The 17,436-nt window shown below is 51.7% G+C and carries 9 protein-coding genes and 4 pseudogenes; 2 read left to right on the top strand and 11 right to left on the bottom strand.

Annotation, left to right across the window (positions count from 1 at the left end):
* The first annotated feature begins 44 nt into the window (after positions 1 to 44).
* On the top strand, positions 45 to 482 hold the full coding sequence (locus ABDK09_09110) for a universal stress protein (GenBank protein ID XAW89774.1): 438 nt from the start codon (positions 45 to 47) through the stop codon (positions 480 to 482).
* A 210-nt stretch (positions 483 to 692) separates the two neighbouring features.
* Positions 693 to 1,076, top strand: a complete 384-nt coding sequence (locus ABDK09_09105) for a DUF2061 domain-containing protein (protein XAW89773.1) — start codon at positions 693 to 695, stop codon at positions 1,074 to 1,076.
* A 75-nt stretch (positions 1,077 to 1,151) separates the two neighbouring features.
* Here ABDK09_09105 and ABDK09_09100 read toward each other — a convergent pair whose 3' ends face one another.
* The 11 genes and pseudogenes from ABDK09_09100 to ABDK09_09050 form a co-directional block, all read right to left on the bottom strand.
* The gene (locus ABDK09_09100) at positions 1,152 to 1,952 is read right to left on the bottom strand and encodes a hypothetical protein (protein ID XAW89772.1); all 801 of its coding nucleotides are present in this window, start codon (positions 1,950 to 1,952) and stop codon (positions 1,152 to 1,154) included.
* Between the two features lie 223 nt (positions 1,953 to 2,175).
* Entirely contained in the window at positions 2,176 to 2,598 is a 423-nt protein-coding gene (rraB, locus tag ABDK09_09095; GenBank protein ID XAW89771.1) for a ribonuclease E inhibitor RraB, read from the bottom strand.
* Between the two features lie 282 nt (positions 2,599 to 2,880).
* A pseudogene (gene tldD, locus ABDK09_09090) lies at positions 2,881 to 4,327 on the bottom strand (metalloprotease TldD).
* A gap of 2 nt (positions 4,328 to 4,329) precedes the next feature.
* Positions 4,330 to 5,157, bottom strand: coding sequence for a carbon-nitrogen hydrolase family protein (locus tag ABDK09_09085; protein ID XAW89770.1), 828 nt, complete (start codon positions 5,155 to 5,157; stop codon positions 4,330 to 4,332).
* An 11-nt stretch (positions 5,158 to 5,168) separates the two neighbouring features.
* Positions 5,169 to 9,111: pseudogene (locus ABDK09_09080) on the bottom strand (YhdP family protein).
* An 11-nt stretch (positions 9,112 to 9,122) separates the two neighbouring features.
* Positions 9,123 to 10,593 (bottom strand): annotated as a pseudogene (gene rng, locus ABDK09_09075) (ribonuclease G).
* A gap of 22 nt (positions 10,594 to 10,615) precedes the next feature.
* Entirely contained in the window at positions 10,616 to 11,206 is a 591-nt protein-coding gene (locus ABDK09_09070; GenBank protein XAW89769.1) for a Maf family protein, read from the bottom strand.
* 7 nt (positions 11,207 to 11,213) lie between these two features.
* Positions 11,214 to 11,702 carry a rod shape-determining protein MreD gene (gene mreD / locus ABDK09_09065; protein XAW89768.1) on the bottom strand — a complete coding sequence of 163 codons (489 nt, stop codon included), beginning with the start codon at positions 11,700 to 11,702 and terminating at the stop codon, positions 11,214 to 11,216.
* A complete protein-coding gene (mreC, locus tag ABDK09_09060) occupies positions 11,692 to 12,594 on the bottom strand; it encodes a rod shape-determining protein MreC (GenBank protein ID XAW89767.1) in 903 nt (300 codons plus the stop codon). The genes mreD and mreC overlap by 11 nt, the downstream gene beginning before the upstream one ends.
* Before the next feature lie 54 nt (positions 12,595 to 12,648).
* Positions 12,649 to 13,693, bottom strand: a pseudogene (locus ABDK09_09055) (rod shape-determining protein).
* Between the two features lie 149 nt (positions 13,694 to 13,842).
* On the bottom strand, positions 13,843 to 17,436 hold the full coding sequence (locus ABDK09_09050) for a DUF6701 domain-containing protein (protein XAW89766.1): 3,594 nt from the start codon (positions 17,434 to 17,436) through the stop codon (positions 13,843 to 13,845).

The raw sequence follows: 17,436 nt of genomic DNA, 5'->3' as shown, positions 1-17,436 counted from the left end.
ACTGAATACTGTCCACATCTTATCCTACACAGAGATAACGCATAATGTATAAACATATCCTTGTACCGGTTGATTTAAACGAGAAAGGTTTTGGTGACAAAGCGCTGCAACAAGCTATCTGGCATGCTAAGCAAGCCAATGCCACCCTGCATCTGCTCAACGTGTTACCCGGCATTCATATGTCGATGGTCGCGACCTACTTTCCCAAAGATGCCGCCGCGAAAATGAAACAAGATGTGCGTGCACAGCTGACTGCATTTGCCGAGCAGCACATCGGTGATGCTGTGCCATATCAACTGCATGTCGCGGAAGGTAAACCTTACTCGACCATCCTCGACTACGCCAAACAGCTGCGTGCTGACTTAATCGTCATACCAAGCCATAAACGCTCAAAACTCGATAAGGTGATGCTTGGCTCGGTGGCCAGTAAAGTGGTAGAGCTTTCGCCGGTACATGTCCTGGTGGTAAAACCTCAGGCTTAACGCTCTGTACAGTTAAGCAGGCTTTATCGTTAACCATATACTTTACGGTTAACACAGCTAGCGTTAATAACACTTTCTGATAGAAAAAGACGCTTAATGCGTCTTTTTTATTCGTTAAAACCTATCAAACAAATCGTTCAAACCCATTTCCCGTTTTGAGAATAATTATCAATAATACTCATATCAAACAGAAACAGGGTTGGACACAGCATGAAAAAGACACTAAGTTTTGCCGCCATTCACTTTTGCGTTGCCTTCAGCGTCGCCTATGTGCTGACCGGTGATGTGATCATCGGCAGCCTGATCGCCATGCTGGAACCTATGGTTAATACCGTCGCGTTCTACTTTCACGAACAGGCCTGGAACCGTTACAGCCAAAAGCAAAATAAGGTCGCCAATGCGCGCATCAAAACCGCCACTTTTGCGGTAATTCACTTCACGGTTGCGTTTAATGTCGCCTACCTGCTGACCGGCAGCTGGTTAGTCGGCGGTGTCATGGCCCTGATTGAACCCAGTATCAATACCTGTGCTTACTACCTGCATGAGAGAAACTGGCAGCACAAACATCCGGCCAAGTGGCACTGTGCCCACTAAACTCTGACCTGTCGTGCCCTGTTGCTAACAAAAAATCCCGCCTGACTGAGCGGGATTTTTTATTAATGCAAAAGGTTACAGGGGAAAGTGACTGACACACATATCCTGATTGAGACCAAGCTGGAAGGCCAGTACCTGACCGTCGAGTTCGACCCGGACATCGTAGCGAGCCTGGTTTTGCGGCTGCTGCGGGTCAAAATACCGCGGTGCTTCCACCTGGAACAAAGCGCTGGCACGGCTGCTGCGCACATCGATAGGCAGCTGATAAGTCATACTGCCAAATTTCACTGTGGCAGAGATAAGGCCAGGTGCGTAGGTGTGAAAAAACAGCTCAACCAGCACTTCACAACCGCCGCCATGATGCCAGATCTGTTCGGTCGCAACATGCTCAAGGCGCACATGGCGAATACACTGCAAAAACGGCGCGCGCCAGATACCTATCCGGCTGTCATAAGGTTCAGGCTGCTCAGCAGGTAATGCACACAACTGTGCCGGCTCTTCATCAATCAGCCACTCTTCCTCCTGTTCAAGGAACAGAATTTCAAACCGGTTACGGCCGGGATTAAGTAACGGGCGGATATCTTTGCGATATACGGTTTGTGAACCGTCACAGTCAAACAGCGCCACACCGTTAAGACGCACTTCCGCATGATAGTCGATGCCTTCCAGCACCAGATCAATCGCCGCAAAGCTGAGCAGAGTGTCGTCAACCTCGATGTCATGCATCAGATGCCATTCCTGCTCAGCAATACTCTGTTCAGAAAGCTCATCAGGCAACACCGTGCTGAGCGGGGCCGGAAAGGTAATGTCATCCTGGGGAATGGATAAATCGGTCAGGGGGGAAAGCTGCCAGAGTCCGGCAAGAGAAAGCTGCATGAGATCCGTCTTTATTGAGTAATCAGTTAGGGCAAATACCAATCTGCGCCAGGCCGGTTATTGCAATGTTCACTTGCCGGCAGAGCTGGTCAGTGACTTATCCGATTGGTATCAGGCACAATTTGCGCCATTCAAACATGCAGGGTAAAAAAATACCAGCCGGCTGGCTGGTATTTGTAGCAATGTATTATTAATGCGTCGTAGGCGTTGTGCGCCGCATTAATTAAGCGTCGTCGTCTTCATCTTCTTCGTCGTCGCCGTACAACGCATCTTCACCTTCGTAGTAGGTGCCCCAGCCGTCGTAGATCACGTCGTATTTCTCAGCCAGGTTAACCAGCTTCTCGACCTGAGCATCAATGGCTTCTGCGTCCAGCGCCGATTGCATAGTTGCATCAAAGCACAGCAGTTTGTTGCCGTCTTCGTCTTCGGTCTCTTCCGCTTCAAGCACTTCAAAACCCATCTTAAATGCTTCAACCGCCGCTTTTTCTAACGTAGCAAAGTCTTCAGCAAAGAAGTGGTGTTCGATCTCATACAGAGCTTCTGGATCACTGCCGTCCTCAAGGAGTGCCTGAATGATATCGCGAGTCTCTTCCTTTTGGATCTCGAGTAACTCTTCAACTGACAGATATTCATCTTCATTAGACATAAGTGTGCTCCAGAATGGTTAAATTAGGTCAAATTTCAGTGCGACGAAATATGGCATGGATCGCCAGTAATTACCACCCACAAAACGATCCGGATCCGATCTTTCTGCTGCTGTTGGTCGAGAAATATGCCGAAAGCCCAATCCCGACAGCCGGGCCGTAAACACACAAGCCGCATCACTGCGGCTCGATTATTAAGGGACTGACTTATCAATAGAGTGGCTTATCAACAGACTGACTTATAAACCGACTAAGCGATTAACTCATCTGCCCTCACGGATCCGTTACTCGGTACCACCCACGGTCAACGCATCCAGCTTCAGTGTTGGCTGACCAACACCGACCGGCACACTCTGGCCCGCTTTACCGCACACGCCGACACCACGGTCGATACTCAGATCGTTTCCGACCATAGAGACCTGCTGCATGGCTTCAATACCGGAACCGATTAAGGTCGCGCCTTTGATCGGATGAGTCACTTTACCGTTTTCAATCATGTACGCTTCAGAGGCTGAGAACACAAACTTACCTGAGGTGATATCCACCTGACCACCGCCAAAGTTTGGTGCGTAAATACCTTTCTTCACCGTCGAGATGATCTCTTCCGGGCTGTGCTGACCAGGCAGCATATAAGTATTGGTCATACGCGGCATCGGCAGATGAGCATAAGACTCACGACGGCCGTTACCGGTTGGTGCCACACCCATCAGACGCGCATTGTGCTTGTCCTGCATGTAGCCTTTCAGGACACCTTTTTCGATCAGCACATTGTACTGACCGTTCACGCCTTCATCATCGACGTTGAGTGAGCCACGCAGATCTTTCAGCGTGCCGTCATCGACAATAGTACACAGATCCGACGTCACTTTCTGGCCAATCTTGCCGGAGAAAACTGACGATTCTTTGCGGTTGAAGTCGCCTTCCAGACCGTGACCTACCGCTTCGTGCAGCAGCACACCCGGCCAGCCAGAAACCCAGAACCACCGGCATGGTACCGGCTGGTGCCGCAACCGCTTCCAGGTTGACCAGCGCCTGGCGAATCGCTTCATCAGCAAAAGAGTACGCCATCTGCTGACCATTCTCTTCCGAGAGGAAAAAGTCGTAATTGAAGCGGCCGCCGCCGCCTGAGCTGCCGCGTTCACGGCGATCGCCTTTTTGTGCCAGAACGCTGATCGACAGGCGTACCAGCGGACGGATATCACCGGCATAAGTGCCATCGGTCGCGGCGACCAGGATCTGCTCATGCACACCACTCAGGCTGATAGAGACTTCCTGAATCAGCGGCTCTTTGGTGCGGATGTACGCGTCCAGCTGTTTCAGTAGTTCGGTTTTCTGCTGCTTCTCCCAGCATTCCAGCGGGTTAACCGCCGCATAGTAGCTTTGATTACTGCTGCGTTTGAACGCCTGAACTTTGCCATTCTGGCCTTGCTGAGCAATGCCGCGCGCAGCAATGGCGCTCTGCTTTAACCCGTCGAGCTGAATTTGGTCAGAATAGGCAAAACCGGTCTTCTCACCGGTGATCGCACGCACACCGACACCACAGTCAATGTTGAACGAGCCATCCTTGATGATGCTGTCTTCCAGCACCAGAGACTCATGCCAGCTGGACTGAAAATAGATGTCAGCATAATCAATTTCACGAGTGGCGATGGTCGCCAAAGTGTCAGCGATATCCTGCTCTGTCAGCCCGGCGGGGGTTAATAGTGCTTCTTCAATACGGGTAATACTCATAGCTAACTCTTTATCTCTTTAAATTGATTATCAAAGCGCGTGTGCTCAATGACAGGCATGGTACGTCTTACCGTGTCCAGCTGGTCCAGTTCAATATCAGCCACCAGATTGGCCGGGCTTTGTCCCAGCGAAGCCACTACTTCACCCCAAGGGTTGATGATCATGGAGTGGCCCCAGGTTTCACGTCCGCACGGATGGTGACCGCCCTGACCGACCGCGACCACCCAGCACTGGGTCTCGATCGCGCGGGCACGCAGCAACACTTCCCAGTGCGCGCGTCCGGTTACCGCGGTAAACGCAGCAGGTACCAGCAGAATCTGAGCCCCGAGGCGGCGCAGCTCTGCGTATAAATTAGGAAAACGAACGTCGTAACAGACAGACAGCCCAAGCTGTCCGAACGGTGTCGGTGTGACCACCACTTCATTGCCAGGGGTAAAGATTTCCGACTCCCGATAACGCTGATGGCCATCGGCGACATCCACATCAAACATATGCAGCTTATCATAATGTGCCACTGCTGCGCCCTGCGGATTAAATAAAATCGATGTGGTTGTCACGCCCTCCGCTCTGGCGATCGGCATACTGCCTACCAGTAACCATAGCTGATTGTCGCGCGCAATGCGGGATAACTCGGCCTGAATCGGCCCCTGGCCGAACGCTTCAGCATTGCTGTGGTAGTCTTCGCGATTGCCCAGTACCACCGCGTTTTCCGGTGTCACCACCCACTTGGCGCCCTGACCGGCCAGCACTTGTGCCTGCCTGGCGATGTAGGCCAGATTCTGCTCTACATCCGGACCTGAGGTCATCTGAATTAATCCGACACGTTGCATGTTCTCACTCCCTATTCTGCTAACTTTCTCAGCTTTTCCGGTAACTTGAACTCACCGCGGGTGCGGGAGAGTTCTTTTACCGTCGGCGCATCCAATGGCCCTTTCACTTCATAGTTGACCTGGGTAAAAATCTCCACCACAGGTGAAATCAGCGTATTCACCGCCAGCACGTACAGAGCTGTGGCCGGCGTGACCGCAAACGCACTCAGCACCGGAATACCAGAGGTCAGATCCGGCACAAAATTCACTTCCGCATCGACGGTTTCGGGTGTTGAGGTCCGCCAGACCTTTGATGGTCATCTCACCGGCGACGGCATCCATTTTGATGTTATTGGTGACAAACACACCCTGAGAAATTTCACCGTTACCTGTAATCGAGTTAAATGCCATGCCGTCATCAAACACGTCGCTGAAATCAAGCTGCATTTTACGAATGATCGAATCCAGGCTGAACAAACCAAGCAAACGGGCCGCGCCACTGACATTCGAGATCACACCTTTGCCGAGTTCAGTATCCAGTTTGCCCTGCAGGGTGTTGACCTTCATTGACCATGGAGCCCCATCCCACTGCAGCTGACTGGTCATATCAAACGGCGCTTTCTGAATACCAGAGCTGATACCAAAACGCTCCATCAGATCGCTGTTATTGTCACCCTTCATAGCCAGATTCATCGTGGTATGGCTACTGTCATTGTGCAGTGTCCAGCCACCGTTGATGTGCACTTCATTGGTACCGCTGGTCAAATCAATCTGTTTCCAGTTCAGGGTATTGTTCTGGCGTTCCATGTCCATCACCAGCTTACCGACTTTATAGCCCTGCAGCCAGAAGTCGCTGATATCCAGCTTGAGATCCGGCATCAGCGCGTGGAACTGACGATCAAAATCAGAAATCAACGGCTGATCTTGTTTTTCGATGTCAATCAATGGCGCTTTACCATCCTGCTCATCAAGCTGCGGAATGTAGAGATGCAGACGCTGTAGGTTGACACTGAGCTTGTCCGGCAGCTGATAGTCGGCCACACCCTGCGCTTCCTGGCTGTCGATGGTCATCTGCCACAGCTTATCTTTCTGACGCGCATTAAACACCACATCATGCCAGTCCAGATCCGCGACATGCAGCTCTTTGACCCGCAGATCGACCCGTTGCGGGGTCGGGATCTGCGGGGTATTCATCGTCGCCAAAGCCGACGTTGACTTGCCCTGCGACTCAGGCTGCAGCAATGGAATCCACTGGTCGAGATCTAACTTGTCGGTACGAATTTGCGCATCATGCCCGACCACCGGGCTGATGCGGAAACTGCCCTGTCCGACCACCAGATTGGTGGCGGTCAGTACCGGTACGGATTTGGTAATATCGATTTCAGCCTGGTACTTGGCATTCGGCACCTGAACCCGGGCGCTGATGGACTGCTGGTTACCTGAGGCCTGCAGCAATGCCGTCCCCTTGCTGTTGACCGGCTTATTAAGCGGATACGGATAACGGCTCGCAACCTGGTTCAGATTGGCCCGCGCGTCAATCTGATAGGTAAAGCCGACATCGTTAAGCTGAATATCGACTCCCATCTGCCACGGCGCATGGCCCTGGAGCGGATTGAGCCAGCGGGCGCCAACATATGGCGTCAGCGGTTTCAGTTCCCAGTCACCGACCAGATCGATATTGACCGCATAGCCCTGCGCGGCACTTTCGCCACGGAAATCAAACGAAATCGACTGCTCCAGCAGCGAAGCCGACAAACCGGCCGCGGTCACCACATCATTGTCAAACTCAATCCGGCCGCTGACCGCTTCCAGGGTCATCGGCGGCACATCAATCTCAACATGGTTCTTGTCCAGATCAACCCAGCCCCAGGCACGCGGCTCCTGCTCTGAGCTAAACGGGATATTGAGCTGGAATTCAGAGGTCACATCACCGCTGACCTGAATCGTAGTCAGTGCCGCCCCCACCGAGTCCACCAGCGGTGTCGCGGTCATGTAATCACGCACCGTATTACCCTGCGCCACCGCACTGGCTTCAATCTCAATATGTCCGTCGGATTCAAGATGCGGAATACGGCCGGTAATCCGCTGTGCTTTGACCTCTTTCAGCGTCGCCGCATGAGAGTCGAGGTACATGGCATCATTTTCAAACAGCAGATCAAGCTGCATATCAGTAATCGCCGGCCAGGCGGTATCAAAACTAAAGGTCGCCTGCTTGAGGCCAACCCAGGCCTGGAACATACCGTTGTGATTCGGATAAGGGAAATCGCCCAGCTCGCCGTACCACAGCAGCTTGGCAGTATTGACTTTACCGCCCTGAATCGCGGTTGAGAGATAGTCGGTCAGCTCATGGCCGAGCGCCAGTGTCGGCAGATAACGCCAGGTCTGACCGGCATTATGCAGATCAGCTTCAGCATAAAATGACAGAAACGGACTTTTATCCTCAGGAAAATCGAGCCGGAACGCGCCCAGCACCTGCAGATCAGGGGTCGCCGCAGTGACTTTATCCGCCCACAGCGACCAGCCGCTGTCATCGCGCTGCCACACCATATCGACCTGACCCTGGCGAATATTGAGCGGCGCCTGGAACACGTCACCATACGGCAGCACATCATCAATCAGACTGGCGTGAATGACTGCCTTATCCGGCGTTCCGCTCACTTTGGCCTGCAGATTATGCACTTCCGGCAGCAGTTCCCACTGCTTGATACCGATATCTTTCAACGTGGCCGAATAACGCAGTGATTCAGGTGTCACGCCTTGCTGTACTCGCAGATTTTCCACCAGCCCGCTCGGGCTGAGCTCATCGAGTAACTGATTGGTTTGATGGGATTCCGGCACCAGACGGGCCAAGGGCAGCAGGGCCGCAATATCCAGTTGGGAGACGTTGAGGCGCCACTGCTGCGGCTGCCAGTCAAGGCCGAAGTCGATCTCCGGCCACGGCGTATCGTCAGTACGTGCATTTAGTGAGTGCGCACTTACTTGCCAGCCATCTTTATGCGGAGAAAGGACCAGAATGCCCGATTCAAGCAGCAGCTCATGACGCTGCGAATCTGTGGCTTGTTCACTGTCTGATGACGACTCAGCATCCTGCTCAGCTTCTGGCTCGGCAGGGGCCTGCTGCCAGATAAGCTCGGATGGCTTTAATGCCACATAGCCATCGACCGGCTGACTGTTTTCCAGTGTCATCCAGCCGTCGAAGCTGACCACACCGCGCTGAATACCGGTCGCATCTTTCAGATAACGGGTCAGCCAAGGCAAAACACGCAGCTTATCGGCACTGACATAGAAATCACCGGAAATGTCACTCAGAGAGCCGTGATCGCGAAAGTCAGCACTCACTTTGAGCGAGTTGATTTCCGCATCGGCCAGGCTGACTACCCCTTCGGCCAGATGGCGCCGGCCTTGGTTTTTCCAGTGCAGCTTATCAATATCGAGCTGGCGCATATCCCCGGCCAGACTTTGATACTGAATGGTGGAATTCTGCAAAGAGAAGTCATCTAACTGACGTAGGAAGAGATCATCAAGGCGGCGTAATACCCGTCCCTGAGCTCCGGGCAGAGTCTCTTCACCGGAAGGCTGGTTGAGTTGGTTGAGATCAACCGAGCGGATATCAAGCTTAAGCTGATGGATAACCAGATTAGCGACCACCGGCTCTTGCTGTAGCAGCGAGTCAAACAGATCAAACTCGACATCAATCCGGTCGGTGTTGAACTGAATCTCACTGCCATCAGGAAAACGGGCCTGAACGCCCTGCAAAGCCAGCGACGGGTGGGTATTGCGCCAGAAGCCACGCACATCAGAGATTTCAAACTGAATGTGGCTCTGCTCGCTGACCCAGCCCTGGATCTCATCCTTAAAGCGGTTCATTTCCGGCAACAGAACACGCAGTGCCGTGATGGCAATTGCCAGCAGCACCAACAAACTGACCAGCAGCCAGGTTACGATCCGCCCAAGGCGAGTTAACATTGAGATCACTCGCTGTCCTATTACATCATTACAACATCAAATTGCTCTTGCACATACAAAGGTTCAGCCTGAATACGTACTTCCTTACCGATGAAGACTTCCAGCTCCGCCAGAGAGTGTGATTCGTCGCCGTGCAGCGCTTCGGCCACCGCCGGTGACGCATACACCACAAACTGATCCGCATCGTAGGCCCGGTTCACCCGGGTAATTTCACGCAGGATCTCGAAACACACGGTATCAACGGTTTTCACGCTGCCACGTCCTTCACAAGTTGGACAAGTGGAACACAGCACATGTTCAATACTTTCGCGCGTTTCGCTTACGGGTCATTTCCACCAGACCAAGGTGGGTAAAGCCGTTAATGTTAGTTTTCACCCGGTCTTTGCTCAACGCCGCATCAAGTGAAGTAAGTACCCGCTTACGGTGTTCTTCGGATAACATGTCGATAAAATCAATAATGATAATACCGCCCAGGTTACGCAGGCGCAGTTGGCGCGCAATCGCCTGAGTGGCTTCAATATTGGTGTTGAAAATCGTCTCTTCCAGATTACGACGCCCGACAAACGCACCGGTGTTGATATCGATGGTGGTCATAGCTTCGGTCTGGTCGATGATCAGGTAGCCGCCGGATTTCAGTTCGACTTTGCGCTCCAGGGAACGCTGAATCTCGTTCTCAGTGTCGTACATATCGAAAATGGGCTGATTACCTTCGTACAACTCGAGCTTATCGGTCAGCTCTGGCACAAACTCCGAAGTGAATTCGACCAGGTTTTCATATTCCTGTCGCGAGTCGACCAGAATCTTGGTCAGGTCTGTACCGACGAAATCACGCAGAATGCGCTGCGCCAGACCGAGTTCACCATACAGAGTCGAACGGTTTTTGTATTTAACCCGGCGCTCCATCACCTTGCCCCACAAACGCTTGAGGAAAGCAGCATCCTGGGACAGCTCTTTCTCTTTAGCCGCTTCGGCAGCGGTACGGATAATAAAACCGCCGTGCTCATCGCAATATTGTGAGACAACGTTTTTGAGGCGTTCACGTTCGGACTCGCTTTCAATCCGCTGTGATACACCGACATGGCTGGCACCCGGCATATAAACCAGGTAACGGGAAGGAAGGGTAATATCTGTGGTCAGGCGTGCGCCCTTAGTGCCAAGCGGATCTTTAACCACCTGCACCACAATATCCTGGCCCTGGCGAACCAGTTCCGAGATATCACGCACCTGGAATTGCTGTTTCTCGTTCTCGGCCACACATTCGGTGTGCGGGACGATATCAGAAGCATGCAAAAACGCCGCTTTATCTAGGCCGATATCAACAAATGCAGCCTGCATGCCCGGCAGAACCCGGCTCACTTTGCCTTTGTAGATATTGCCGACAATGCCCCGCTTTGCTTCACGTTCAATGTGGATTTCCTGAAGGACACCGCCTTCAATCATCGCCACCCGGGTTTCACTCGGTGTGACGTTTAAGATCAACTCTGCACTCATGAGCGCACCTCAATATTTTAAATTATAAGAATTCGCGCAAGAGCTGGTCAGTTTCGTAGAGTGGTAGCCCGACGACGGCGTAGTAGCTACCTTCTAATCTTGTTACAAATCGTCCACCCAATCCCTGAATGCCATAACTGCCAGCTTTATCGCAAGGTTCACCGCTTTGCCAGTACTGTTCGATTTCTTGTTCGGTCAGAGCTTTAAACCAGACGTCTGTGGTCACCACGACAGAGCGATAGTGCTGCGCTGTGGCGACCGTCACCGCGGTCATCACCTGATGACGATTAGCCTGAAGATGGAGCAGCATGCGGCGTGAATCCGCAAAATCGTGCGGTTTTTCCAGCACCAGACCGTCCTGCACCACTATGGTGTCAGAGCCAATCACGACCGCATCATTACTCGCTACCGTATCATTGTCGGCTGCTGTCATGGCTAAGCCAGCCAGCGCTTTGTCACGGGATAAACGTTCTACATACTGCAGCGCACTCTCATCCGCTTGCTGCGCTTCTTCGACATTGGGGACCAAAATATCAAACTGATAACCCAGCTGGGCTAACAATTCGCGCCGTCTTGGCGAGCCGGAAGCTAAGATCAGTTTTTTTTCGCTCATCGCGTTATCACTTAATATGCCAATGACGTCGAACCCGACGCAGTAATAAGAACATCCACGGCCAGAGTATACAGCTAATTAAGCCGCTCCAGAGTGACAATGGATTAAATGTCACGTCCTGGATCAAATATTCACCAAAGAAAATCAGGATTTCCAGCACCATAGAAAGCCCGGCAATCACAATTGCCTGCTGCCACAGTGCCATATTGCGCAGCACCAGGAAGTTGAGTGCGACCAGATAAACCACGATCGACATCATCATGCCGCGAATACCCAGCGTCGAGCCGAGCAGCAAATCCCACAGTAAACCCAGTATCAGTGCGGTACCGACGTTGACCCGGTGCGGCAGCGCCAGCACCCAGTAACAGGTCACCAGCAACAGCCAGGACGGGCGCAGTAAATCAAGCGCACCCGGCCAGGGAATGGTTTGCAAAACCAGAGCAAAAAAGAATGAGGCCCAGATAACAACACGGCCTGCCCAATCATTACTGGCCATTATTATTGTCCTCTGCGTTATTGCCTTCTGCCATCGGTTGCGTGTCAGCGTTGATCACTTGCTGCTGGCGATCTTCATTCGGCCAGATCAACAGCAGATAGCGTAAGCGGTCAAAATCAACCACCGGTGTTGCTTTAATCGCCGCAAATTCACGTCGGGTATCTTTATCAACCTGTGAAACGTAAGCGACCGGATAACCTTCCGGATAAACCCCGCCCAAACCCGATGTCACCAGCATATCGCCGACTTCAATATCGGTACTGGTGGCAATATGCTCAAGCTGAATCTCATCGCTCTGGCCGTTGCCGGACGCGATGACACGGATATCGTTACGGATATTCTGCACCGGAATGGCATTGTTGGGGTCAATCAGCAGCAATACGCGGCTGTTATGCGCGGCAACAAAGGTCACCTGACCAACAATACCTTTTTCATTGATGACCGGCTGGCCTTCGTAAACGCCGTCCACACGGCCTTTATCAATCACCACCTGGTGACGGTACGGCGAGGTATCGACCGCCATCACTTCCGTCACTACTTTTTTCTCATCACGCACAAAAGTAGAGCCAAGCAGTTTACGCAGGCGCTGGTTTTCTTCGCGGTATTGGTCAAGCAGGATCAGATCGCTTTTCAGCGTCAACACGTCCTGTTTCAGCGTGCGGTTCGATTCCATCAGTTGCTGACGGGTGTTAAAACGCTCGTAGAATCCATCAAACATGCTGCGCGGCAGGTCGGCAGCATACTGAATCGGTGCAACTAAACTGTTGAGCAAAAATCGTACATGAGTGAATGTACCTAAACGACTATCAGCCAGCATAAGGCTGGCTGATATAATAACCGCGAAAAACAGACGCAACTGAAGGGAAGGTCCACGACCAAATATTGGCTTCATCTTAAACCGTCCTAAAGTTGAATTCGGGCACTCCGCAGAGTGCCAGATAAGCCATTACTCATCGCTGAACAGATCGCCACCATGCATATCGATCATTTCAAGAGCTTTACCGCCACCACGCGCCACACAAGTCAGCGGATCTTCCGCGATCACGACTGGGATGCCGGTTTCTTCAGTCAGCAGACGATCCAGATCTTTCAGCAGTGCACCACCGCCGGTCAGAACCATACCGTTCTCGGAAATATCAGACGCCAGCTCTGGCGGACACTGTTCCAGTGCCACCATAACCGCCGAGACGATGCCGGTCAGCGGCTCTTGCAGCGCTTCCAGGATTTCATTCGAGTTCAGGGTAAAGCTGCGTGGCACACCTTCGGCCAGGTTACGGCCGCGTACTTCCACTTCTTTAACTTCATCACCCGGATAAGCAGAACCGATCTCGTGTTTGATCTTCTCAGCCGTCGCTTCACCAATCAGGCTGCCGTAGTTACGACGTACGTAATTGATGATCGCTTCATCAAAACGGTCACCACCGATACGCACTGATGATGAGTACACCACGCCGTTCAGAGAAATAACCGCCACTTCAGTGGTACCGCCACCGATATCAATCACCATAGAAACCGGTTGGTTCAGATACGCGCAGGCCCGCACCGATCGCGGCCGCCATCGGCTCATCGATCAGATACACCTCACGTGCACCGGCGCCCAGCGCAGATTCACGGATAGCACGACGCTCAACCTGAGTTGAACCACATGGAACACAAACCAATACGCGTGGGCTAGGTTTCAGAATGCTGTTGTCGTGCACGCTGCGGATGAAATGCTGCAGCATTTTCTCAGTCACGTAGAAGTCAGCAATCACACCGTCTTTCATCGGACGAATGGCGGAAATATTTCCCGGCGTACGGCCTAGCATCTGCTTAGCTGCGTGACCCACAGCAGCAACGGTTTTGCCACCACGGCCTTTATCTTGGCGAATGGCAACGACTGAAGGCTCGTCGAGAACGATGCCCTGTCCTTTAACATAAATAAGTGTGTTGGCTGTACCTAAATCGATAGATAGGTCATTTGAAAACATGCCACGAAGTTTTTTAAACATAATCTTCGTTCGTCCTGCAAGAAATGAAGAGAAAAATTGCACTAAATGTACCAATGCCTTGCGATCACAGCAAGGCATTGAGGTCTAAACATGGGTTGAAACACGCAATTTCTAACAGATTCCTAACCTGGGGTGTGAAAATGACGGGATCATTGACCGGTCAGGCGTGCTTCACCACGGAAAATCACCCGATCGTTACCGCGATGCACACCGAAGGTCACCACCGCAGACGGATCCTCATCACCGACACCGCGCCAATTGTATTGCAACCAGGGATTATCGGCCCCCTGCGGACCACAAGTGACACTGCTGTCAGCCAGCTGCGGCGAGCTGGTGCTGCTGTCATCGAGCCGCAGCCAGAAACGTACCTGTTCACGCACACTGTTCTGCTCATGCTTAGAATGCGGCTCCGCCATCAGCTGATCGCTTTCACCTGCCGATACGGTCGGGATTTGCAATGACTCCTGACGCGGTTCGAGTGATGAATTGAACTTACCGGCATCTGACGTCCAGATACTCTGGCGGCAAATCGAGTTCGAGCTGGATCGGAACCAGCTGCCGTTGTCATCCCTGTTAGTGACAAAACGGCTGCCCTGCCAGTACTCAACCCGCAGCGGCACATTAATCACACTGGTCACCGCGCCACCGACATCGTCCAGTACCATACGCCCATAACGGATATCTGGCTGGAGAGCGAATACTTGTCCGTTATCCACTGACGCACCATCCTGCGTTAACGCCAGTTGCGGGGCAGCAAAGTCCACGCCATCGACTTTATCGGTTACCCGCAAGCCAAACCCGCTGTTAAACGGCCCGTCCGCACTGGTGGTATATGGCGAGCTATTACTGACAAGTTTGCTGAATGTCAGTGAGTGATCACCAGACAACACGCCGTCAGACCAGGAGCCGGATCCATCCCAGAACTGCAGATCGTAATCGGAAATCCGCGCGCCAAGTTCAGCGCCACTGCTGTCCACCGCCAGCAGCTTAATATCGGCGATCAGAGCCGCATCAAATGATGAATAGTTTTTAGTAATCTGACCCTGGCGGTTCTGCGCTGCAACGCTAAACCCATAACCGAACGGCTGATTCATATAAGCGAACCCCGAGTGATCATCGGGGTAATCCCAGTCGTTCGCGCTGAGGCTGAGCCAGGCCGGATAAAAGCGGCCGATATCGCGATAGCCCGGATTGACGGTCATGCCCAGGTATTGGCCGCTGATCGCAGCCTGAACCCGCAATACGCCCACTTCACTCCAGGACAAATCACTGAATGGCAGATAACTATTGTTCTCTCCGGCATCATTGGACAGCGCCAAAATCCCGTTCAGTGTGCCGCTGTCACCTTCCTCAGGCTGAGCCACCTGGTAACTCAGTTCAGTCATGGCGGTCAGCTGGGCGGCATCAGCAAAAAAGTTTTGTGTTACCGCCTCTGCGCACAGGCCTGAAGTTTCAATCTCACCTTGTTCTGCACCGTTACTGATCCAGCGTAGAGGACGCACATTAAGCGCAAAGTTGCTGCCGGCCGCGGTAAACGCCGTGCTGCTGCGAGCCGTGATATTGCCATCCATGCTACTGCTGTCGTTGGGCGAACAGATGGCCAGTGTCCAAGGGCGTGAGTAGACAGTAAAACTGCCCTGCAGCGTACCCTTGCCTTTGATCGGACAATCAGAAAAACCCGTACAATCAAAGTTAGTGTCCGTCATGGTGACCGTTTTAATTCCAGAGTCTTGCATAGTTAGGGGGCTAATGCTCTCCCCCTTACTCTCTTCAGGGAATACAGGTTTAAAATCAAGGCGCCCTGCACCATCGGTTGGTGCGACCCAGGCTGAACTCACATCAGGCGAGCCCGAGTATTTAGTATCGACAACATTACCACTATCGTCACATGCTAATGCTTTGACCTGTACGCTCTGCTCCTTATTGGCAATCACAAACTGATCGTCCGCCGCGAGTTTGTAAGGCACAAAATGATAAGTGCCTGCAGCCTGGCTGCTGTTACCATTCGACATTAACGTCCCAGACACAGTAATAATTTCACTACCCGTTTCGGAAAGCTCAAACCAGAGCTGCCCATTCTCGTCTGCGCGATAACTTCCGTTACTGCCGCTGCCTTTGATCAGGTTCAGTGTCCCGCCAACGGCCTCAACATCAATGGTACCATTAAATGTACCGGTAGCCTGATTGGTATCATCCAGCACCTGAAATTCAACCTGCTCACGTTCGCAGATAAGAGAGTAAGACTCTGTCGGTGAAAGTGTTAGATCATAGCTGTCTTGAGACTCCCCCCCTTTCCAGCAATCCGGGGAGCCATCTAGCGCATTTAGGTTTAACCCTTCCTGTACTGTGAGCTTGTTAGCCGTAATCGAGCCACTCAACTGTACGAATTTAGTAAATTTAATATGTCTAGCGAGTAGAAAAACTTCCGCATTGGCAGTTGTGTCACTTTGTAGCTGAATAAACGTAAACGTCGCATGAGGACCATAAATCACCGGAGCGACAAAATCGCTCAACACGCCGGTATCAGGAGGGTAATTGAAGATAAGGGTATTATTCGGGGTAAAACTATCAGTAATATTTAACCGCACATGACTGGCAAAATGAAACCTCGCTTGATCTCCATCACCGATAATTCTGGAGAAATAGTGCGTGGCAAAACGCTCAAATATCACCTCCAGAAAGCCAGGCTTGGACATATACTCGAAGTTCTCTATCTTACGGTTACCAAAAAACTCCAACTTGAATTTTTTGCTTGAATTAGTATCAACATGTAAGAGTTTTAAATCACGTACAATGGTAATCGTAACCGTATCGCCCTCTTCACTGTACTGACAAGACGACTTGCTATCTGCACATACTCGAGTGTAACTATTTCTATCATTACCAAGCGGATCATTGCTTATGGTTAACTCCTCCTGCGCAGTAAATTCCACTGCAATTGGCACCGGAGCTTCAGTCTGGCGAAGGTGCAGCTGGCCATCTTCATTGCCAGGATAACAGCCGGTATTGCCGTTACACACTTTTGCATTTGGGTTCTCATACGCCAGCCATGAATTACTGACTCGCTCATACCCAACCCGCAACACCGTCCGATCCCCAGTCCAGTCTTCAAAATGGTAAAAATTATCAGGATCATCGAGATAACCGTCTGACCACCCACGGATATTTACATTCTCTATCTGAAGGTCCAGTTCGCTGCTGGGAAAGTTGTTATAATCACTATTGTTAGCCGCGATCCAACTTTGTATCGGTTGAGGAAAATAGTCACACTGGTTAAATAAAACAGGTTCTTCCGGTTCTACAATCTCCTGAGCACAAATCATTGTAATCTCAGGATCGTTCGATAGAATGTGAATCACACCCTGATGGATTTTCTGACCTATCTCTTGCACCAAAACCCAGTCGCTATTGACCTCCGAATCTACGCGCCGGTAATATTGCAGTACATCATTCACACTATCATTGATAATTCGAATCTGGTATTTGACGCCATCCTGTAAGCTCTGCTCATTAAACAAATACGGCACTTTATTGTCACTCTTCTCCGTACCGGTGTACCATAAGGTTTCGGTCCGCCGACCACCATTATTAGTGATATATACCTCTGGGTGGTGGTTTGAATGCCCTACAACCTCGAACTGCACTGAGAACACCTCATTACCTTTCTCATAACACTGATTGGCTGCAAACACGGACTGGCTCATCAATAGCAGTAGCAGCCACATCAACCTCACTTGCATCAT

This window comes from Vibrio sp. CDRSL-10 TSBA (assembly GCA_039696685.1).
Taxonomy (GTDB): domain Bacteria; phylum Pseudomonadota; class Gammaproteobacteria; order Enterobacterales; family Vibrionaceae; genus Vibrio.
This window is presented reverse-complemented; position numbering and strand designations above follow the sequence as displayed.